A 21,980-nucleotide genomic window follows, 5' to 3' on the forward strand; every position below is an offset into this window, starting at 1 on the left:
GTTGAGGGATGGATCAAAATATAATCATTCTTAGTCCTTCACCGCGCCTGCGGCAATATCCGAAATAAACTGACGGCTGATGAATAGAAACATAATGATCAAAGGGATGACAGCGAGCAGTGTACCTGCAATGACCATGGCATAATCCGTGTTATACAGACCATTCAATTGAGAAAGGGCGATCTGCAGTGTATATTTTCGCTCATCTGTCAGTACGATCAAGGGCCACAGATAATCATTCCACACCCCAATGAAGGTGAAGGCGCCAAGGAAAGCAAAGGCAGGTCGCAAAATGGGCAGAGCCACATTCCAATACAAGCGGAAGAAGTTGCAGCCGTCAATTCGACCGGCATCCAGCAGGTCGTTCGGAATAGACTCCGTCGCATACTGGCGAATCCAGAATATACCGAAGGCATTCACCATGCCCGGAATAATGAGTGCTTTGAAGGAACCAACCCAGCCAAACGTCGCCATGAGCACGAAGGATGGAACCAGGGATAGCTGCGAAGGTACCATCATGGTGGCGATGAGCAGCACGAAAAGCCATTTTTTGCCCGGAAATTCAAACTTCGCAAACGCAAACCCTGCCAAAGAATCAAAAAACAGTACCAATATAGTGACCATTCCAGCTACAAATAACGTATTAAGAAAAGCACCCCAGAAGTCAATCTGCTGCAATACGCGCGTAATATTGTTCCACATCTCGCCCCCGAACCACAGCTTGGGTGGGAAGCTATAAATATCCGACGTTGTCCGTGTAGACATCACGATTAGCCAATAGAACGGGAACATGGAAATGATCATGCCCCCGATGAGTCCGATATACAACACTACCGATTTGAGAGATCTGGACGTCATGAGCACTACCCCCTTGTCATGGTCACATCAGGATGATTTACCTTGAACGAGCTTCCAGTTCACGATCGAGAATAGAGCGATTATAAGGAACATTCCCCAACCTACAGCAGCACCATATCCAAAGTAATTGTTGATGAACGATTCGCGGTAGAGATAGAGGACAATCGTCATACCAGCAGCGCCAGCACCACCATCGTTGCCTACGAGAATCTGCGGTTCGGTAAATAACTGCATGCCCCCAATAGTGGAGGTGATCACGGTAAACAGAATGACAGGTCGTAGCATCGGAATGGTGATTCGGAAAAAGGATTGAATTGCTGAAGCTCCATCGATCTTAGCAGCCTCATATAAAGTGTTGGGAATGCTCTGTAGTCCAGCCAGGTAGATGACGGCATTGTATCCTGTCCAGCGCCAGACAACCATGGATGAGATGGCTACCTTAATGCCCCATGGTGCATTAAGCCATTCGACGACTGGAAGTCCGACCGATTGTAGCAAATAATTGAGGAAGCCATAGTTGTTGGCAAATAACGCGCCAAAGATGATAGCGACAGCAACAATAGACGTTACGTTGGGGAGGAAGTAGCCCACCCGGAAGAGGGTTTTGAACTTCACAAACGGTGCATGTAGCAGGAAAGCTATGATTAAAGCAAAGAAGAGCATCGGAATTGTCGAGTAGATCCAGATCATGAACGTATTGCCCACCGCTTGCCAGAACTCCACATCGGACAGCAGGTATTTAAAATTGTTAAGCCCGTTATACGTCATGACTCCGATGCCATCCCACTTATGGAAGGCTAGGTATAGCGAGAAACCAATCGGAAATAAGCCAAAGACAGCAAACAATAGGTAGAATGGAGAGATGGCAATATATAGTGCCCGATGCTGCCAGATGCGTGACAGGAGTGACTTCTCTAGATTCAGATCTGGACGTGCTGCTCCAGGGTCTGGATTCATTCGCGTCGTTTCGGTTGCGGCCATATCAATTCCTCCTTTGCGGGTCACAATGACTTGGGTAAGACGTTAATGTTACTTCAACATTGATCAACATGGTCAACGGAACCGAGCCAATTTATCGCTGCAATTCTCGTTCAACGCGCTGTACCGTATCTGTCCACACTTGCTGAGGATCACTATTTTGCTTCGCAATGTCATTCAACCGCCGAGTAATGATATTGTGTACTGATGGATAACGCTCCCCGAAAAAAGCATCCGGAACTTGCTGTGCTGAGGCAGCAAATACAGGTCCTGTCGCCTGCCCACCGAAGAAAGGCTCCTCCTCCTTCATCGCCGGTTGATCAAATACCCCCGGTGCCGATGGGAATAAGTTTAACGTTTGATATTGCTCAAGTTGATTTTCAGGGCTTTGCAGCCAGCGAATAAGTTCAAATGCTTCTTGGGGGTGTTTACTGGATTTCAAAATAGATAGAAATGAGCCGCCGTTATTACCATCACCGCCAGGTGCTCGCGTTACACGCCATTGACCCGTTGTATCAGGAGCAGCCTCCTGCAACACCTGCTTCATCCACACCGCACCCACAAATGAGGCAATCTCACCATTATTCATCGCTGCATTCCAGGTTGGAGTCCAGCCATCTGCATTGGCGAGCAGACCTTTTTGCTTGAAGGTTACCGCAGTATCCCAGCTTTTGCGCACGAGGGGGGAATCCATGCCGATAAATGAACCGTCAGGTCGGAAGTAACGTTCGGTACCTTGGGACAACACTTGGTTGTAAACGCTTCCAATATTATCGGTCAGAAAAACCTTGCCTCCGAATGCATCCTTAATCTTCTCTCCCGCTGCAGCGTAAGCATCCCAGCTATCCAATTGACGAGCAACCTCTTCCGGTTCTGAAGGAAGCCCGGCTTCCTTAAATAGATCGGCTCGATAAAATAGAGCGGTCGGTCCGGTATCCATAGGGAACCCAATCATCTGTCCACTTGGCGTGACGCCTTGTTTCCATTTCCACTCTAAATATTGATCTTCTATCTCACCTGCGCCAAGGTCATACAAATTATAAAAGCGATCTTCACTAGGGAAAAGCTCCATGATCCAATCGTTTAGGGCTACGATATCCGGCTCGCCTGAACGTGCAGCAAGTGTCGTCTTCAGCTTGGCTTTGAAATCACCGCCAATTTTCTGAGCAGTCAGCTCGATATTAGGGAACTTCTCTTTGGCCTTGGCAATCAGCTTGTCGTCGATGGAACGATTCCAATACCATAATGTAAGCGTTACCTTTTTGTTGTTCGCTGAATCATTTGGTTCCGACCAGATGGAGCATCCGCTCACCAGCAGGACGCAGACCAGGATGACAGCTAACCAGCATGTTCTTTTCCGGCGGATCATGTGCATAACCCCCTCATCGATATGTTCAAGGCTTGATGTTACTTTGGACTACAACATAAGTGTATGAGTAGTTTCTAAACTCATACCCAATATTCCTCGAATGAAACAATAATTTGTGACGATATAAGAAGTTGTTCGGAAAGTTCATTGCACTTATTTTTATCAGTTACTTTAAATTTAAAAGTTACTTGACACATGATAATTTTTATTCTAAACTAACTTACATAAAGTAACTAATGATGATAACAAAAATATAGATACGTACTGTATAATTTTCGAGTGATCCATTTTGGGATCTGTTACGAATGACTAAATACGATGAGATGGCTTAACAGGAGGAACGATCATGATTAATTCACATATTATAAAGCTACTTGCCCCTAAAATTCAGACTTTTCCGAGTGGAAAAGACTTCATTTACCTCGTAGGACCGATTAAGCTTCCGGTCAACCTGGATGGAGAGACACGCACATTCCAGTGGTATAGCTGGTTGAAGTCTGACCAAGCGATGGAAAGTGGCGAACTGATTGAATCACTCGCCTCGGCGGAGCTTGCAGAGCGTCAACAATCCAGCGTATTGGTATACGGTGATTTTGCTGAAGCACAAGAAGCCTTGATTCGGATGCATAGCATCTGTCATACAGGCGACATTTTTGGCAGCAAACGTTGTGACTGCGGCTTCCAACTGGAGCAATCCATGAAGATGATCGCTGCTCACGGTGCGGGTGCATTATTCTACCTTGCTAACCATGAAGGTCGCGGCATTGGTCTGTTCAGCAAAGCTATGGCTTATCTGTTACAAGAAGAAGGCTTGGATACGGTCGATGCGAATTTGCAACTTGGATTCACTGACGATTCACGTAATTATGATGATGCTATTGCTGTATTGCGTGCGCTTCGTTCAACACCGGTTACCTTGATCACGAACAATCCTCGTAAGCTTGCTGCACTGCAAGAGGCAGGATTGAACGTGGGTGGACGTGTTCCGCTGTGGGGCGATCGTTCAGCCTTTAACGAAAAGTATTTGCAAACTAAAGTGAGCCGTTCTGGTCACTTGGCTGATGTAGATACGTTGCTTCCGCACGCACAAGCTTAACGTTTACGTTTCGGCTGGTGCCGTATTTGGAATGATCGGCAAGGGTTCCAATGATGGAATGCTTATCGTTAGAGTAAAGTGAGTTTAGGATAACTGCTGCTGTCATTCCCTCTTCGTGAGGGGGACGGCAGCTTTTTTGGGTCTGAACAACATGCATAGCTTGCCGTTAACAGAGCATGGAATATACAATATAGGCATCTGATTTACGTAGGGGGAGCCGCATGCCTTTTCAGGGACAGCGTATTTTGCCAGCTGCCAAGAGTATGAAGCAATTTGAAGCGATGATTGAAGGGCCATATCGATATGGGGTAATGTTAGATACCCATATTGCGCAGCTTCAGAGCTTGCTGGATGAAGCACGGCGGCGAGACAAACAAATATTGCTGCATGCTGATCTGATCCAGGGACTCAAAAATGATGAGTACGCTGCGGAGTATCTATGCCAGCACATTCGCCCAGCCGGGCTGATCTCAACACGAGCAAGTGTTATACAGAAAGCGAAGCAAAAAGGAATTACGGCCATTCAGCGAATATTCTTGCTCGATACCAATGCGCTGCAGAAGAGCTATCACTTACTGACGAAGACCCAGCCTGATTTTATAGAGGTGCTGCCCGGCATTATTCCGCATATTATTACGGAGGTATCTGATCGAACAGGCATACCGATCATTGCGGGTGGATTAATTCGTTCGGCTAACGAGGTGGAGCTTGCACTGCAAGCCGGAGCAACAGCTGTTACGACGTCCAATACGGACTTGATCCGTCATTTTGGGGAATCGCTTACATAGTCATTAAACAGGAGGTTGTTTCGATGGAAAAATATATCATGGCGCTGGATCAGGGGACAACAAGTTCCCGAGCCATTTTGTTTAACCAGAACGGAGAGATTGTGCATAGCGCTCAACAGGAGTTTCCGCAATATTTTCCTAAGCCCGGGTGGGTTGAGCAAAATGCGAATGAAATCTGGAGTTCCATCCTAGCAGTTATGGCATCATGCCTCGCGGAAAGTGGAATCAAACCAGCCCAGATTGCTGGAATTGGAATCACGAATCAACGCGAAACGGTCGTTGTATGGGACAAAGAAACGGGGCGTCCGATCTATAACGCAGTTGTGTGGCAGTCCATACAGACAGCTGAGATCTGTGATGAGCTGAAAACGAAGGGGCTAGGCGATCTCTTCCAACGCAAAACAGGTCTGCTCATTAATCCATATTTCTCGGGAACTAAAGTGAAGTGGATTCTGGATCATGTGCCTGGTGCACGGGAGCGTGCGGAACGGGGAGAATTGCTGTTTGGCACGATTGATAGCTGGCTGATCTGGAAACTTAGCGGGGGCACACACATCACCGATGTATCCAACGCTTCACGTACACTCATGTACAATATTTATGAATTACAATGGGATGAAGAAATATTGGATATTCTAGATATCCCTAAGGTTATGTTGCCGGAAGTACGCGGATCCTCCGAAGTGTATGCATACACGACAGAATATCATTTCTTCGGTCATAAGATTCCCATTGCAGGTGCAGCAGGTGACCAACAGGCAGCGTTATTCGGGCAGGGTTGCTATACCAAGGGCAGTATGAAAAACACTTATGGCACAGGCTGCTTCATGTTGATGAATACAGGTGAGGAGCCTGTGCAATCCGACCATGGGCTTATTACAACGATCGCCTGGGGGATTGATGGTAAGGTAGAGTATGCCTTAGAAGGTAGCATATTTGTTGCAGGTTCAGCGGTGCAATGGTTGCGGGATGGCCTTAGAATGCTGCGTTCATCTCGAGATAGTGAGGATTATGCTGCGCGTGTTCCATCGACGGATGGTGTATACATGGTGCCTGCCTTTGTTGGGTTAGGTAGTCCTTATTGGGATAGTGAAGTGAAGGGAGCCGTATTTGGTCTGACACGTGGGACGACGAAAGAGCATTTTATCCGGGCTACGCTTGAAGCACTGGCCTACCAGACCAGAGACGTGCTTGCTGCAATGGAGACCGATTCAGGAATTATAGTAAATGAATTGCGAGTAGATGGCGGAGCGGCAGCCAATGATTTCTTAATGCAGTTCCAAAGTGATATTCTGGGCATTCCTGTCGAACGTCCTACCGTGAATGAAACGACCGCATTAGGTGCAGCGTATTTGGCAGGGCTTGCTGTCGGTTATTGGAATAGCACGGAGGAATTGAAGGATCATGAGAACACGGAGCGAGAATTCCAACCGGTGATGGCACCTGAGCAACGAAACGAGCTATATGCAGGTTGGCAGCGTGCGGTTGCAGCAGCAATGGCTTTTAAATGAATGGCAATAAGCAAAAAGGGTATTTGCACTTTATAATTAAACATATGGATAAGCTGAGATTTAATGGTGGAAAATGATGCATAAATTACAGGGGATATCTTCCTGTGTAACTAAAACCATATACCCACAATTAGGAAAAGATAAGCCTTAGTGGATCAGATTGAAAATCCATCCTTGTCATTATGAAAAATTTAAAATTTTTTTGAATAATGTGTCATTTCAGGACTTCACGCCACTCAAAATGTGTGATAGGATTGGGTTACAAGTTAAAAAATGATGTCTGGAGATCGGGAGAGACCACGTACCGCTCAGCAATTGCTGTAGCGAATGACGTGGTCTTTTTTTTGTTCTTTTGCGGCTAAAATATAGGGAATGAATGGGAGTGTAACGGATGACGGCTTCTTTCTCAGCGATAGATCGTACGGAATATTTGCAAGACATGGCGAATGCACATTTTGACATCTTGGTCATTGGAGGTGGCATCACGGGGGCGGGTATTGCACTAGATGCAGCTTCTCGTGGATTGAAGACAGCCGTTGTGGAAATGCAGGATTTTGCTGCGGGAACCTCCAGTCGCTCCACCAAGCTGGTTCATGGCGGTCTACGGTATTTGAAGCAGTTTGAAGTGAAGATGGTCGCTGAGGTAGGTCGTGAGCGAGCCGTCGTTTATGAAAATGGACCGCATGTGACCACACCGGAACCGATGTTGTTGCCAATCTATACGGCAGGTACTTTTGGTCGGTTCAGCACCTCCCTCGGATTGATGGTGTATGACCGATTAGCTGGGGTGAAGTATAGCGAACGGCGCAAGATGTTAAATGCCGGGGCAACAGCAGACATGGAGCCTTTATTGCGTAAAGAGGGACTGCTAGGCAGCGGACTTTACGTTGAATATCGCACAGATGATGCAAGGCTGACCATCGAGGTAATGAAGGAAGCGGTACGTTATGGGGCGCAGGCTGTGAACTATGTGAAGGCAGACGGATTCATTAAAGTAAACGGTCAGATCATCGGCATCCAAGCGACGGATCAGATTCATGGCCAGACCTATCAGCTTCGGGCAAGCAAGGTCATCAATGCTTCTGGTCCATGGGTGGATGAGCTGCGTAAGGCGGATGGTTCACGTGAAGGCAAGACATTGCAGATGACCAAAGGCATTCACTTAGTGTTCGACAGTTCACGATTTCCGTTAAGGCAGGCGGTTTATTTTGATACACCTGACGGACGGATGGTATTCGCGGTTCCACGAGATGGCAAAACCTATGTCGGCACAACAGACACCGTTTATACGGATGATCCGGCACATCCATTGATTTCTAAATCTGACCGAGATTACGTCATCGATGCGATCAACGGTATGTTCCCTCAGATGAGCATTCGTGCAGAGGATGTAGAATCTGGCTGGGCAGGGGTGCGCCCGCTTATCCATGAAGAAGGTAAAGATCCCTCTGAAATTTCTCGTAAAGACGAGGTTTGGGTATCGGCTTCAGGGCTGATTACGATTGCTGGAGGCAAACTAACGGGATATCGTAAAATGGCTGAAATGGTCGTAGATTTGGCTGCCCGGCAGTTGGAGAAGGAAACAGGTCAATCGGTTAAGGCATGCTTGACCAAAAAGATGCCGATCTCTGGAGGCGATGTGGGCGGGTCTGCTGGATTCGAGTCCTATGCAGAACGTAAGATTAAGGATGGCGTTGCACTTGGTTTAGAGCGTCGTGCGGCTGAACGGCTGGCACGTACCTATGGCTCGAATGTGGACGCTCTCTATGATCGGATGCCGGCTCCACGGACAAAAGCAGAGTGGCATGGGTTACCACCGGAGCTGTTGTTAATGCTCAAGTATGCAATAGAAGAAGAGATGACGGTGACTCCTGCCGATTTCTTCGTAAGGAGAACGGGAGATTTATTTTTCCGTATTAACGAAGTCCGAGAGTGGAAGACCACTGTTATCCGTTATATGAGTGAACGTTTATTGTGGACAGATGAACAGACGGAAGCATATAGGCAGGAACTGGATCGCTTGCTGCTGGAGGCATCTGGCAAAAAATAAGGCAGGATTTCGACACTGGGGGTCGAATGGAACATGTAAGCGCGTAATTTAGAAAGGGGCTACATCCATGACATTGCAGATCGGAATCATTGGAACAGGCTGGTTCAGTAAAGTTCATGCAGATATTCTGGCAAGAATGGAAGGTGTACGTGTCGCTGCGGTTCTTGGCACAACACAAGAGAAAGCGGAGGCAATGGCTTCCGTATATGATGCTGCTGGTTATGGTGAGCTAGTGCATATGTTGGATGGGGAAAAGCTAGATGCTGTTTACATCTGTGTGCCTCCAATGTCTCATGGTTCAATAGAAGCTGAACTGATACGTCGTAACATCCCATTCCTAGTGGAGAAACCACTCAGCACCGGCATGGATATCCCCAAACAGGTGTTGTCACAGGTACAAAATACGGGGTTATTAACTTCTGTAGGTTATCACTTCAGATACCAGGAGGCAGCTCAGGTACTACGGGAAGCGATCCAAGAGCAGACAGTTGGTATGGCGCTTGGACGCTGGATGGGCGGTATGCCTGGCGTGGCTTGGTGGCGTAGACAAGAGGGTTCTGGAGGTCAATTCGTAGAACAGACTACACATATTGTGGATTTATTACGGTATTGCGCGGGTGAAGTGACTGAGGTGTATGCTGTTGCCGCGCAGCGTATTATGCATGAGAAGCATGACCATGTAACAGTATCGGATGTAGCTAATGTATCCATCAAGTTGCAGAGTGGTGCGATTGCCAGTATTGCGAATACTTGCTTACTACCCGATGGTGAGGGCGGAGCAGGGCTACAATTCTATACAGAAGCAGGTGTGTGGGATTGGACACCGGAACGTCTTCTGCTTCCGAGTGCGGCTCGTCATGCAATGGCTGGACAAGAAATTCCAGCAGGGCATAATCCTTATGAACGGGAAAATGAAGCATTCATCCACGCTCTTCGCACAGGGGATCGTTCACGCATTCTCTCCGATTATGCAGATGCATGTCGAACCCAAGAGATTACGACCGCAGCTTTAGCGTCAGCTGAATCTGGATTGCCTGTGAAATTGCAGCCCTTGAAGGAGCTTTCTCATTAAAGAGCATTAAAACTCGGTAAAGTGTAACTCATATTTTCTAGGTGTTAATTAACTTACATTGTTGAATATAAAAGTAATGAAAGACGCCTGACAGCGGAAGTGATCCGAGGATCTAGCCGCAGTCAGGCGTCTTTGTGTTACACATATTCATTCAGCCAATCACTAAGCAAACTCAATAACGATAATTGCTTTAACGGAGAAGCTGGCTTAACCAACTGGATGATGTTATCGTTTCAACCATTCAGACGACCATCCATAAATCTGGTTGATTACGGGCTCAATGGCTCTGCCTTTAGGTGTCAACTCGTATTCAACCCGAGGAGGAATTTCAGGATACATATGCCTTGTGACAATGCCTTCCGTCTCCATCTCTTTCAGACGCTCGGACAATAGTCGTCCGCTAATAGCCATCTCCGCTTCAAGCTCGGTAAACCGTTTGGGCCCGGATAAGAGTTGATACATGATCAACAGCACCCACTTCTTACCGATAATATCCATGGCTTGTGTGATCAGACAGGGACTCGGCGACTTCACTTTTCTCAATTTCAACGTGTTCACCTCGATTCAAAGAAGATTGATAACATAGTTCATGTATATAAAGAATTGGCTCTCTGCCACTCTAACAAAAATAAAGGACAATCAAGTCAACGCAAGTTACTACTAATAATACTGTAACATACCTTTTGTACGTATTATACACTATTTATCAAAAAATTACTTGATTAAATAATCTTATTATTATATACTCACTTTATAAAAGTAAGTTAATGATTTTTAGTCTGTATTGTATGTATACATATAAATTATGCTGGGATGTATCACCTTTAGCTGAAGCGAAAGATAGAGTTACCTCGGTAGCCTTTACATAGAATAAAGACGGAGAAACCTTTAGATTGAAGTACGATTAGTACAACATTCAACATGACATATAAAAATGGAGGAACATACATATGAGAATTTTAGGTTACATTTTACTGGTTGTGCTTGCAGGTGTATTTGTAATGACAGGGTATAACAAGGTTGTGGGTGCGGATATGATGGTACAGACCTTTGATAGCTTCTCTTATCCAAAATGGACCATGTATCTGATCGGTGGCGTTGAGCTTCTGAGCGCGGTTGGTTTATTAATTCCACGTAGCCGGGTTCTGGCTTCAGGTGCACTGACGTTTATCCTAATCGGAGCTGTAGGAAGCCATTTGATCTATGGACAATATGGGGCTATTCCTTTCCCAGCGGTGCTGCTGGTGGCTAATATTGTTGTTCTGATTGTGAGTTTGCGTCAGATGGAAGATACGGATATTGAAGCGGTACAGGCTTAACCTTCGGTCGCTGCGAATGCTAAGTATATGCAATATGCTAAGAGGATCACTGTTCTTACAACGGTGATCCTCTTTTTTGTGCGTGACAAAGTATATAGTAAGTTCGTAAACCAATATGCACAAAAAAAAGAACCCACAGTAATCAACGGGTTCTCTTGCAGCGGGCTTCCGGAATCGGAAGGTCTCCAAACAATATTAATAATATATGCATTATATTTATAGTAGTTTTTTGAGCTGAGAGACGCGTCCTTGGCTAATGCCTAACTTCTCGGCAATTTGCTGTTGGGCCAAACCTGGATTCTGTTCAACGATTTCCTTCATTTGTTGCAGCATACGTGCCGTTTTCGGACGAAGATCCGGGTATTCGGTTCCTGTAGCTGCTTGGCCTTCTTCCCATTCCGAAGATGAGCTAGTAGCAGGTTTGCCAGCAGGACGCTCCACGGGTGCAGGAGCCTGTTTGTTCTGAGGTACGAACCAGTCGGGAGTGTCATCTGGGTGTTTTAATTGAATTGCACAAGTCCGGCAGATGAATTGCTCTTTGAAATACATTTCCGTATCCACGTCACCGCAAAAAATACACAATGTTGATTTGTACTTTCTCAAAATCAACTCTTTCCCTTCAATGAAAAACTCGAGAGGATCGCCGATATGGATTTCCATCGTATCCCGCATTTCTTTGGGAAGGACAATTCGTCCAAGGCGGTCCAGAGATCTCTTCATTCCGGTTCTTTTCATCGCATCTCCCCCGCAATATTAGCAATTAAAACCTGTCCTTATTGTAAGGAAGAAAGGGCTTTAATACAACAATAATATTTCAAAAAATAGGGATAATTCCATCTATTATGGGAAAATAAGACTGGAGAGTATGGGAGCAACGGCTAAAGTGAACAATGCGGCAAGCACCATGGAGATACTTGATATGGTTCCCGTCAACGAACTAAGCTCAAATGCCTTCGAGGTTCCCGTTCCATGGGCACCGGTTCCAAGGAGTGTTCCGCGAGCAATCTCTCCATCAATGCGAAGCATTTTAACGATCGAAGGCCCCATAATCGCGCCAAGTAGCCCTGTGATAATCACGAATACGGCGGTCACTGCCGGAATTCCACCAATCGTAGCCGAGACATTCATGGCAATCGGTGTGGTGATGGATCTTGGGATAAGGCTGTGCACCAGCCCGGGATCAAGACGCATCCATTTGGCGAGCAGAGCAGAAGAGAGAACGGCAACGACAGAGCCTGTCATGACACTGAAGACAATTTCGGAAATATGTTTTTTGAGAATATGGAAAAAGGTATAAAGCGGAACAGCAAAGGCAACCGTTGCAGGTTGTAATAATAGGCTAAGCCACTTACCGCCACTGCTGTAGGCAGCGTAATCTGTGCCGGTTGCAAGCAGTATACCAACGACGAGAAGCGGTGTAATCAGTAGCGGAGACAGATAGACCTTGGGCAGGCTGCGATACATACGTTTGGCAATCCAGTAAATTCCGACGGTTAACAGCAAGCAGAGAAATCCAATCATCCGGTGTGACGCTCCTTTCGTTTGGCAATTTGAGTGGCAACGAGGCCTGTGCAGACCATAACCAGAAATGTACTAAGCAGTACGATAAATAAAATTTGCAATCCATCATGCTCTAACATAGGCATGTAATTCATAATTCCGACGGCGGAAGGTATGAAGAACAATAGTAGCTCACCCAGCAACCAGGCGGCTCCGACCTCAATCCAGCGCAGTTTCACAACTCCGGTCTGAAGCAGTAGGAAGAGGACAACCATACCAAGGATTGAGCCGGGTACAGGCAGATGGAGAGCACCAGCAAGCTGGTTCATGAGCAGTGAGAAGGCCATCAAAATTGCAACTTGGAGAATGCCGAGACCCCATTTCTTCACATGAATCCCTCCTTATATGATCAACGTGGGTGCATTCGTTTTTTATGAAAATAAATGAAACATGACTTGATATCACAAATTTTACATTGCATTCTTTCATGAGTAAAATGCATATTAAGAATGTTTTCTATTCCATTTATCTATGAGAGGCTGGAATCAGACAATGGATATCCGCCATTTGCAATATTTTCTCGAGGTTGCTCGGCAACAGAGCTTCACCAAAGCCGCTGAAGTCTTGTTCATTACACAACCGACGATTAGTAAGACGGTCAAAAGCTTAGAAGATGAATTAGGTGTAACCCTGCTGGATCGTTATGGCAAAAAGGTTCAACTGACAGATGCAGGACATGTTTTTTTTCGTCAGGCTGTGGAGATTGAAAAGTCGTTCCGCAGTTTATCGTCCGAATTGGACGATCTGATGAACCTGAAGAAAGGACATTTGCGGATTGGACTACCGCCGATGGTTGGATCCAGCTTTTTCCCGATGATTATTGGTGAATTCCACAAAGCATATCCGCAAGTGAGTATTCAATTGTTCGAAGATGGGGCGAAAAAGGTTGAGGCTGAGGTCATTAGTGGTGCGCTTGATATCGGAGTGGCTGTTTTGCCTACGATGGATGAGGTTTTGGATCATTTTGTGTTTGTAAAAGAGAAGCTGAATCTGTTGGTGCATCCTACACACCCACTTGCGGGCAAACCATCGGTTGCACTTCGTGAACTGGAGCAGGACGCATTTGTGTTGTTCCGAGAGGATTTTGCGTTACATGATCGCATTATTGCGGCATGTCAGGATGCGGGGTTTCAGCCACGGGTTGTCTATGAAAGCTCCCAGTGGGATCTACTCAGTGCGATGGTGGCGGCCAACCTGGGCGTAGCATTGCTGCCTGAGACCATTTGCCGAGAGGTCGATCATATGCGTGTTCGAATCATCCCCGTGACGGAGCCTGTGATCCCATGGCAGCTTGGCATGATCTGGCGGAAGGATCGCTATCTTTCTTTTGCCACGAGGGAGTGGATCGGGTTCACGAAGTCCATGCTGAATAAGTAGGGCACTCGTACAAATGAAAATAGAAATTAGGGCTTTTCGTTGTTACAATGAGAGCAGAATAGAATCCAATTCATAATACCCTCAGCAGCGTCAATACAGGCTAGATATAGATAACAATGGTTCAATTTGTCTATAGCTAGTTACATCACACTCATGTTGATACGTTATGAAATGGATTCAACTAATTTTGGAGGTGGCGACATGAAACTGCGGGTATCCGCTGTACAGTATCAGTTACAGACCATTAGCTCGTTTGAGCAGTTCGCTGCACAGGCAGAGCATTACATACGGACAGCTGACGAATTCGGAACCGAATTTGTGCTGTTCCCCGAATTTTTCACCACCCAATTAATGTCCATTGGGGACGAACAAGGAAATGCATTAACGATTGAGGATCTACCAAGCTTTACAGAGCAATATGAGCAACTGTTCACGTCGCTTGCTGCCAAATATGGCATGCATCTGATCGGCGGGACACATGTCATTCGTCGTGAAGGCAAGCTGTATAACACGGCTCACATGTTCTATCCAGATGGGCGTATCGCCCGCCAGGCGAAGATTCATATTACGCCAACAGAAGTGGAAGAGTGGAATATGGCTGCTGGGGATGGACTTGAAGTGTTCGACACGGATAAAGGCCGCATTGCGATGCTAACCTGTTACGATATCGAATTCCCAGAGATCGTACGTATGGCTAAGGCGAAGGGTACCGATGTGATTTTCTGTCCTTCCTGCACGGACGACCGTCATGGATTCTACCGTGTGCGTTATACAAGTCATGCTCGTGCGGTAGAGAACCAAGTCTATGTGGTGCTGACTGGAACGGTGGGTAATCTGCCTACGGTAGACTTCATGCGTGCCAACTATGGACAAGCTGCAATCATTACACCGAACGATGTACCTTTCCCACCACGCGGCATTCTGGCTGAAGGTGAGATCAATAACGATATGATCGTAACCGCTGATCTGGATCTTGACTTGCTGTATGAGGTGCGTGAGCGCGGCTCGGTAACCACGTGGCGTGACCGCCGTACAGATCTATATACCGATTGGGAATAGATTGAACTGCCTGAGAGGAGGAGTCGGTCAGCATGTATAACAAAGAAATACGAATCACCGGCCCGGATCGCCAGCGGAAGCCAGTGAGAGCGGTCATTCGTACTTATGCGGAAGCGGACTTTGATGAATTGATCCGTATTCAGGCAGAGAGCTTTCCCCCACCCTACCCGGAGGAGCTGCTCTGGAACCACGAACAACTGGCAAGTCATGTTGCGCATTATGCGGACGGAGCCATCTGTATTGAAGTGGATGGGGAACTTGCAGGGTCCATGACGTCACTTCGAATGCAATGGAACCCGGCTCAACCGGACAATCATTCGTGGACTGAAGTAACAGATGATGGTTATATCCGTAATCATCAGCCCGATGGTAATACGTTGTACATCGTGGACCTTTGCGTTCGTCCCAAGTATCGCAAATGGGGGCTTGCCCAGTTAATGATGCAGGCGATGTATCAGTTGGTTATTCATCAAGGGATGGATCGACTGCTCGGTGCTGGCAGAATGCCGGGATACCATCTCGTGGCAGAGCAGGTGTCTGCTGAGCAATATTTGGAGCAAGTCGTTGCAGGAGAGCTGCATGATCCGGTGATATCATTCCTGCTCCGTTGTGGGCGTATGCCGGTAGGTGTCACTGCTCATTATCTGGATGATGAAGAGTCTTGTGATTACGCCGCATTAATGGAGTGGAGAAACCCATTTATAGAGGTAGATTAAAAAGTCCGCTTTTGATTACGAAGGATGCCTGAGGGCATCTATATTAAGGAGGAATATTATTTTATGGAATTTACGCGTATAACATCGATCAAAGACCCCTTGTTCGCCCAGATGCACAAGCTGATGCAAGAGATTTTCCCGGCGGAGGAAGTATTGGATTTCCCGCTCTGGGAAGAGCCACTGGAAGATCCGGGGATTCGGGTGTTCGTTGCTGTTCATGAAGGTAGTGTAGTTGGCGCTACAGAATACCGCTACTACGAGGATTGGAACGTTGCCATGACTGATTTTACGATTATCGGCCGTGAAGGGTTGGGCATCGGTAGTTTCCTTGCTCGCCATCGCGAGCGTGATCTGAAGAGTCTGGCAGCGGCGAATGGCAAGGAGCTATTCGGTATGTTTGCTGAGATTTACAATCCTTATCTAGATCAGGATCATGAGTTTGGTGGCATTAAACCGATGAATCCGTATGTTCGCCGTGAAGTGTTGTCACACCTCGGTTACCAACGCTTGGACTTCCCTTACGTTCATCCATCTTGGCAAGGAGATGGCGAAGCTGTAGGCGGACTCGATCTGTGTTTCATGCCAAGTGACGAGAACCAGGGTGAACTGCCAGCGAGCTTAGTGGCTGATTTCTTGAATCGTTACTATGCGGTATTGCCGAATAAGCCGAAGGAATGGCTGGAAATGGTGGACAAACTGTCTGCACGTACAACCGTTCCATTGTTGCCTTTGTAATTGCATTGAGTTGAATAACCTGAGCCCTGACTCTTTAGGGTTCGGGTTATTTTTTGTTTTTTTTTACATTTTCAAATGAATATCATTTATTCTCCACTGGAACCCTCGATAAAGTCAGAATAATGGATGAATGAATACCAAGAAGCTCTGGCTTTGCTCTATAAAATAAAAAAGCAACCCATCCCCCATGAACGGAGGGAGGGTCACTTATACATAAGCTCTGTATCAAAACTGTTTAGCTATTGCGCTGCATGATGCTCGGGTAACTGAATCAGATAACTATTGGATAAGTGCATAAGCTGTAGTGCGCGGTCATATTGATCCTTGGTTACATATCCGGCAGAAGATGCAGAGGATAACTCACTAGAGCTGGATGAGCCACTTAGCGTGGTTGAAGCTTCATCCGTTTGACGATGGAACTCTTCTTCGCCTAGAATATTCCATTTATGTGCATCATGTCTACCCACATTTGCAAGGGAATAGTGCATCCCATCCCCATACCCCGTCGCAGGAACGAATAAGGAAGTATCATTCAGGACAGAACCCGAAGGCAGGTAATATCGCTCTGGCAGCAGATTTCCTCCTTCTCGAAGCAGATCTTGTCCAAAATGAAGCTGATCTTGCAGAGATACTCCAGTAAGTCCCGCAATCGTTGGCAAAATATCCACATGTCCCCCAAGCTGTTCCAACTGCATAGCGGGGGTGATGCCAGGTGCGTTAACGATGAGCGGAATATTAATCATGTCCACAGAAGTATAACCTCGTCCGTAGATTTCTTCCATTAACACTTCGTCCTCTGGATCTAAGGAATAGATGGGAAGTCCCAGGTGGTCTCCATATACCACGAGCAGACTATTATCCCACAGTCCACGTTCCTTGAGCCCGTTAATAAATTCCCCAACCGCTTGGTCCGCATAATGCTGGGAGATCAGATAATCGCCAGGCAGCGTATCTTGATATCGAGCAGGCAATTCTAAACTAATCTTGCTGTCTGGCAGATGATACGGATGGTGCGCCGACATTGAAATAATATGAGCGTAATAGGGTGAGCCAGCGGACTGCATAGCCTCCAGTTGGTCCAGCGTCTTGTCATATAACACATCATCTGACGCAGAGAAGGCGATCGTGTCATTCGTACCGAAGTAATGGATATCATAATAGTTGTCGAAGCCTAGAGCCTGATAGAGCTGATCTCGATTCCAGAAACGGACGTCGTTGGTGTGAAAAGTAGCCGTTTGATACCCATTGGCAGACATGAGTTTGGGTAGGCTAGGGAGTGCTTTGTCTGCATACACGGTAGCTGCTGCACCATTGGGCGGGATATAGAACGACGTGTTCACCACGAATTCTGCATCCGACGTGTTTCCTTGTCCAACCTGTTGATAGAAATTCGGAAAATACATGCTATCCCTTACCAGCTGGTTAAGATGAGGCGTGATTTCTTGTCCATCCACTTGAAGTCCAATCAGGAAATTCTGGAACGATTCCAGCTGCAGCATGATCACATTACGACCTTTGGCTGCTCCTGATAGATTGATCGCCGGCAAATCGGTTGTCTGCTTCAGTTCCTCAATTCGATCTTGAGTAATCTGGTTGATGGGCACAGGCTGATCTGGACGATCTGCGAGAATGGTAAAGGCTTCGTAGCCGAGAATGCCCATCTGTTCTGCTTGGGTAATCTCACTCATACTCGCTCGGTTAGGATAGATGTTAAGCATGCCTATGACGAGTGACATGACTAGAACAACGGACGCGATCCGCCTTCTCGTCTTTCGTTCCACCAGCTTCTCAGCGGGGTGATTCGGTTTACCGAATTTCATACGACGACGGATTAACAAGCCACCAATAATAACGATATCTGTGAAAATAAAGAGATAATATGGATCAAGCAGAGAGAACATGCTGCTCTTAACAGACGTCACTTGGTTCACCTGTGCCAGGGCATGATAGTTGACGATGACGCCGTAATATTTGTAATACATAATAGCGGCGAAGAAGATGCCTGACAGCAGTAGATTAAGCCCGAGGTATAACCACATTCGCCGTTTGGCTGCAAACCATTCAATCAGACAGAAGCAAGCCCAGATCATGGGTAGTTCCGTGAGCAAGGGTTTCCACAGCGGGATATCATCGAAGATGACGATCCAGGCGAGCGAGCTTTTGAGGATCATAATCAGGGTAAACCATATAAACGGTCCTTTTAGAAACCGGGTGAGTGAACTGCGTGACAAACGTACCGCCTTCCCTTCCGAAGTTTCGTTTAACAAGTATTATCCTATCTAGAGGGTTGCTATGTCAAAAAAAGGATTATAGCCTACATAACCCAAACAGACCCCATCCAAATAGGATGAGGTCATCAGGACAACACGTGATGTATATCATGTTCTAGTTACGTTATGGTATATGTGGTCACAAAGGAAGGTCGCGGAAACATGTTAGGCTTCTGGGCAGTAAGCCCTTCGCTTGTGCTCCGGTTACGGTGGGCATGGCTATAGGCTTGAGACTCCTGCCAGCCTTTGAAATGCGCTTCGGATTGCCAGAGCGTAAGTACAACATACGTATCATCCTTAAGTGGACGAAGCACACGAATGCCGACAAACCCGGGCTCTTCTTCCACTTTGCGTGCACGGTTTTTGAATCGTTCCTCGAAGTTGCTGCGTCCGTCTTCTGTCACAGGAATATTATTCAGCACAGCAAATCCACCGCCTGTCCAGCTTCCTGCAGAATCAAATGCTTCATAGGCAGCAACGTGATCATCGGATTCGATGTTCACCAATCGTTCGGATGACTCCAGTGCGATCCGAACCTCATCTTCACTGCGCAATGTGAGGTGTGGATATGCAGCAAGAGCATCTGGAGTAGGGGAAGGAACCAAATAAATGTACATCGTAACGGCCTCCTTATTATAGGACATTTCTCAATATGCCCTAGTCATATCTTCCACAACATAGCACAACGAAATAGGACGAGTCCAATTATGGGATAGACGGGGACGTGTCTATTTATGATAAAGTATAGAGAATACTATGAGAACGGGTGATCGTATGACAAATACTATTCGAATATCGGTACGTCCTTTGGTGGAATATGTGTATCGTAGCGGCAGTATCCGTCCAGGATTCCGCACCAATGCATCCATGCAGGAAGGAACAAGAATTCACCAGCGAGTTCAGAAGGGGTATAACGAGGAAGACCAGAAGGAAGTGGTGCTAGAGGCAGAACTTCAACATGGTGACCTGACCTATGTTGTTGAAGGACGCTGTGATGGCATCATCCGCCTTCAGGGGCAGCTAACGGTGGATGAGATCAAGTCCACTGCGGGTCCTCTGGATGAGCTGGGTGAAGGTCTTCCGGTGCATTGGGCACAGGCGATCATGTACGCCTATATGTATGCAAGGGTGAATGATGAGCCGAGAATGCAGGTGCAATTAACATATGTGCACACAGTGAATAGTGAAGAGAGACGATTCCGGCGCATGATGGAACGGCATGAGCTTGAGCAATTTGCTGCAGAGGTTATCGCTGGATACGCTCCTTATGCAGAGATGATTGCTGCGTATGAAGAGAAGCGTGATGTTAGTGTACGCGCGCTGGGGTTCCCTTTTCAGAAATACCGGGAAGGACAACGGAAGTTAGCAGGAGCCGTGTACCAGACGATCCGTGAGGGCAAGGGGTTGATGGCGAAGGCACCAACGGGCATTGGCAAAACGATGTCGGTGCTTTTTCCTGCGGTCAAAGCCATTGGAGAGGGCGAGGCCGAAAGGCTGTTCTACCTGACGGCAAGAACGACGACAAGGGCTACCGCTGAAGAAGCCTTCGCACGAATGCAGGCTCAGGGATTAAACATTCATGCGATTAGCCTAACCGCCAAGGACAAAATCTGCTTCAAAGAAGAGGAATCCTGTGATGCAGGACAGTGCAGCATGTGCGAAGGATACTATGATCGTATCAATGGAGCAGTACTGGACATGCTGGAACATGAGACATTAATGACGCGCCCTGTCATTGAACAGTATGCTCGCAAGCATCGCGTCTGTCCGTTTGAATTCTCGCTCGACGCAGCCTATGCTGCTGATGCAGTCATTTGTGATTACAATTATATTTTTGACCCACGTATCTCGCTGAAACGAATGCTGGAGGAACAGAAGCGTAGAACCGTCGTTCTGGTGGATGAGGCACACAATCTAGTGGATCGTGGCCGGAATATGTTCTCGGCTGAGTTAGTGAAGTCTGTTTTTCTTGAACTAAAAAGAGAATTCAAAGAGTTAGGCAGCAGTGTGCCTTCGGCTAAGGCCATCTCTGATCGTGCCGGTGGTGTGGATACGTACCTCCTAACTATCCGCAAGAATGGCGGAGATGAGGATAAATTGTATAACCAAGAAATGCCGGAAGAGCTTATTGAATTGCTCGAACCGTTTGTGATGGCTGCTGAGCAGTGTCTCCTGGAAGGAGGATCGGGGCATGCTGAGATAGATGAATTGCTGCTGGATGGCTATTTCACCGCTCAGAATTTCCTGCGCATCGCCAAGTTGTATGATGAACGATTCATGACTTATGCGGAATGTGAGCGAAGTGAAGTGCGAATTAAGCTGTTCTGTCTGGATCCTTCCGCCCTGCTTCGTCAGACGGCCAAAGGTTTCCGCAGTGTCGTCCATTTCTCAGCAACGCTATCTCCGATGAGCTATTACCGGGATATGCTCGGAGCAGGGGAAGAGGACTATACGTTACAGGTGCCTTCCCCATTCTCTCGCGAACAGTTGGACGTGCGTCTCATGCCATTATCTGTCCGTTACAAGGATCGAGAAGCATCACGGCTTGCCATCGCTCAATTACTCGATCAACTTGTCGCTGAACGTCCACGTCATAATCTGTTGGTCTTTTTCCCTTCCTATCCGTATATGCGTGAAGTGCATGAGACGTATATGCGAGTGTTTGCAGGGAGCCAGGTGGATGCTGTCATGCAGGAACAAGGAATGAGTGAAGCGGAGCGGGATCAGTTCTTGAACGCGTTCCAGCCGAATCCGGAGCGAACTCGACTGGGCTTTGCTGTTCTTGGCGGCGTATTTGCCGAAGGTGTGGATTTACCTGGTGATCGACTGAACGGCGTTGTGGTGGTCGGTGCAGGGTTGCCGCAGATTGGTCTAGAGAACAATGTGCTTAAGGATTATTTTGATCGCACAGGGCGAAGAGGGTTCAACTATGCTTATATTTTCCCAGGTATGAACAAAGTGTTGCAAGCAGGTGGCAGGCTCATTCGTACCGAGCAAGACCACGGCATACTGGTATTGATCGACGACCGGTTCACGCAGGAACCGTATCATTCGCTGTTGCCGGAGGAGTGGAGAGACTACAAGCTGATTCATCCGAACAAGGCCAGGTAAGCTGAGATGAAACAAAATCAAGAGGCAACACGGACCTTTACATGCGCTCTGTCATAGCATGGCTTAAGTATATATTTTTCTGCTTGCATGATTGAATAGGTGGTCTAGCGG

General features: G+C 47.0%; 20 protein-coding genes. 11 read left to right on the forward strand and 9 right to left on the reverse strand.

Translation table 11 applies throughout. The features are described from left to right. Positions 1–30: 30 nt before the first annotated feature. From ASD24_RS25210 to ASD24_RS25220, 3 genes are all read right to left on the reverse strand, one after another. The gene (locus ASD24_RS25210) at positions 31–858 is read right to left on the reverse strand and encodes a carbohydrate ABC transporter permease (protein ID WP_056701830.1); all 828 of its coding nucleotides are present in this window, start codon (positions 856–858) and stop codon (positions 31–33) included. Between the two features lie 27 nt (positions 859–885). Next, the gene (locus ASD24_RS25215) at positions 886–1,815 is read right to left on the reverse strand and encodes a carbohydrate ABC transporter permease (protein WP_056702206.1); all 930 of its coding nucleotides are present in this window, start codon (positions 1,813–1,815) and stop codon (positions 886–888) included. 115 nt (positions 1,816–1,930) lie between these two features. Beyond that, positions 1,931–3,205: an ABC transporter substrate-binding protein gene (locus ASD24_RS25220; RefSeq protein ID WP_056701832.1), complete on the reverse strand. Its 1,275-nt coding sequence runs from the start codon at positions 3,203–3,205 to the stop codon at positions 1,931–1,933. Positions 3,206–3,551: 346 nt separating this feature from the next. On the opposite strand from ASD24_RS25220, the gene ASD24_RS25225 reads away from it, so the two are divergent. The 5 genes from ASD24_RS25225 to ASD24_RS25245 all read left to right on the forward strand — a co-directional run bounded on the left by ASD24_RS25225 (position 3,552) and on the right by ASD24_RS25245 (position 9,722). Continuing rightward, complete coding sequence (locus tag ASD24_RS25225) at positions 3,552–4,301, forward strand: GTP cyclohydrolase II (RefSeq protein ID WP_056701834.1); 750 nt, start codon at positions 3,552–3,554, stop codon at positions 4,299–4,301. Positions 4,302–4,522: 221 nt separating this feature from the next. Further along, complete coding sequence (locus tag ASD24_RS25230) at positions 4,523–5,089, forward strand: glycerol-3-phosphate responsive antiterminator (protein WP_056701837.1); 567 nt, start codon at positions 4,523–4,525, stop codon at positions 5,087–5,089. Positions 5,090–5,112: 23 nt separating this feature from the next. Continuing rightward, entirely contained in the window at positions 5,113–6,600 is a 1,488-nt protein-coding gene (glpK, locus tag ASD24_RS25235; protein ID WP_056701839.1) for a glycerol kinase GlpK, read from the forward strand. A gap of 391 nt (positions 6,601–6,991) precedes the next feature. After that, entirely contained in the window at positions 6,992–8,650 is a 1,659-nt protein-coding gene (locus ASD24_RS25240) for a glycerol-3-phosphate dehydrogenase/oxidase (protein WP_056701841.1), read from the forward strand. Positions 8,651–8,717: 67 nt separating this feature from the next. After that, a complete protein-coding gene (locus tag ASD24_RS25245) occupies positions 8,718–9,722 on the forward strand; it encodes a Gfo/Idh/MocA family protein (RefSeq protein WP_056701843.1) in 1,005 nt (334 codons plus the stop codon). Between the two features lie 225 nt (positions 9,723–9,947). Here ASD24_RS25245 and ASD24_RS25250 read toward each other — a convergent pair whose 3' ends face one another. Beyond that, entirely contained in the window at positions 9,948–10,220 is a 273-nt protein-coding gene (locus ASD24_RS25250; RefSeq protein WP_056702208.1) for a winged helix-turn-helix transcriptional regulator, read from the reverse strand. Positions 10,221–10,672: 452 nt separating this feature from the next. Here ASD24_RS25250 and ASD24_RS25255 point away from each other — a divergent pair, with 452 nt between their 5' ends. Next, positions 10,673–11,041, forward strand: coding sequence for a DoxX family protein (locus ASD24_RS25255; protein ID WP_056701845.1), 369 nt, complete (start codon positions 10,673–10,675; stop codon positions 11,039–11,041). A 216-nt stretch (positions 11,042–11,257) separates the two neighbouring features. Here ASD24_RS25255 and ASD24_RS25260 read toward each other — a convergent pair whose 3' ends face one another. The 3 genes from ASD24_RS25260 to ASD24_RS25270 form a co-directional block, all read right to left on the reverse strand. Next, a complete protein-coding gene (locus ASD24_RS25260) occupies positions 11,258–11,776 on the reverse strand; it encodes an AbrB/MazE/SpoVT family DNA-binding domain-containing protein (protein WP_056701848.1) in 519 nt (172 codons plus the stop codon). Positions 11,777–11,881: 105 nt separating this feature from the next. Further along, the gene (locus ASD24_RS25265; RefSeq protein ID WP_056701850.1) at positions 11,882–12,562 is read right to left on the reverse strand and encodes a CidB/LrgB family autolysis modulator; all 681 of its coding nucleotides are present in this window, start codon (positions 12,560–12,562) and stop codon (positions 11,882–11,884) included. Further along, the gene (locus ASD24_RS25270) at positions 12,559–12,930 is read right to left on the reverse strand and encodes a CidA/LrgA family protein (protein WP_056701852.1); all 372 of its coding nucleotides are present in this window, start codon (positions 12,928–12,930) and stop codon (positions 12,559–12,561) included. The genes ASD24_RS25265 and ASD24_RS25270 overlap by 4 nt, the downstream gene beginning before the upstream one ends. Before the next feature lie 163 nt (positions 12,931–13,093). On the opposite strand from ASD24_RS25270, the gene cidR reads away from it, so the two are divergent. The 4 genes from cidR (at position 13,094) to ASD24_RS25290 (ending at position 16,488) form a co-directional block, all read left to right on the forward strand. Beyond that, a complete protein-coding gene (gene cidR, locus ASD24_RS25275; protein ID WP_056701854.1) occupies positions 13,094–13,978 on the forward strand; it encodes a cidABC operon transcriptional activator CidR in 885 nt (294 codons plus the stop codon). Positions 13,979–14,179: 201 nt separating this feature from the next. Then, positions 14,180–15,037 (forward strand): carbon-nitrogen hydrolase family protein, encoded by an 858-nt coding sequence (locus tag ASD24_RS25280; RefSeq protein WP_056701856.1) that lies wholly within the window; start codon positions 14,180–14,182, stop codon positions 15,035–15,037. Between the two features lie 32 nt (positions 15,038–15,069). After that, positions 15,070–15,753 carry a GNAT family N-acetyltransferase gene (locus tag ASD24_RS25285; RefSeq protein ID WP_056701857.1) on the forward strand — a complete coding sequence of 228 codons (684 nt, stop codon included), beginning with the start codon at positions 15,070–15,072 and terminating at the stop codon, positions 15,751–15,753. A 63-nt stretch (positions 15,754–15,816) separates the two neighbouring features. Continuing rightward, positions 15,817–16,488 carry a hypothetical protein gene (locus ASD24_RS25290; RefSeq protein ID WP_056701859.1) on the forward strand — a complete coding sequence of 224 codons (672 nt, stop codon included), beginning with the start codon at positions 15,817–15,819 and terminating at the stop codon, positions 16,486–16,488. Between the two features lie 239 nt (positions 16,489–16,727). Here the strand turns inward: ASD24_RS25290 and ASD24_RS25295 are convergent, their stop codons facing one another. Both ASD24_RS25295 and ASD24_RS31450 read right to left on the reverse strand, forming a co-directional pair. Further along, positions 16,728–18,755: an LTA synthase family protein gene (locus tag ASD24_RS25295; protein ID WP_235540843.1), complete on the reverse strand. Its 2,028-nt coding sequence runs from the start codon at positions 18,753–18,755 to the stop codon at positions 16,728–16,730. A 122-nt stretch (positions 18,756–18,877) separates the two neighbouring features. Further along, complete coding sequence (locus ASD24_RS31450) at positions 18,878–19,375, reverse strand: antibiotic biosynthesis monooxygenase family protein (RefSeq protein ID WP_056701863.1); 498 nt, start codon at positions 19,373–19,375, stop codon at positions 18,878–18,880. A gap of 157 nt (positions 19,376–19,532) precedes the next feature. On the opposite strand from ASD24_RS31450, the gene ASD24_RS25305 reads away from it, so the two are divergent. Further along, complete coding sequence (locus ASD24_RS25305) at positions 19,533–21,869, forward strand: ATP-dependent DNA helicase (protein WP_056702210.1); 2,337 nt, start codon at positions 19,533–19,535, stop codon at positions 21,867–21,869. Positions 21,870–21,980 lie beyond the last annotated feature (111 nt).

This window comes from Paenibacillus sp. Root52, assembly GCF_001426865.1.
GTDB lineage: Bacteria > Bacillota > Bacilli > Paenibacillales > Paenibacillaceae > Paenibacillus.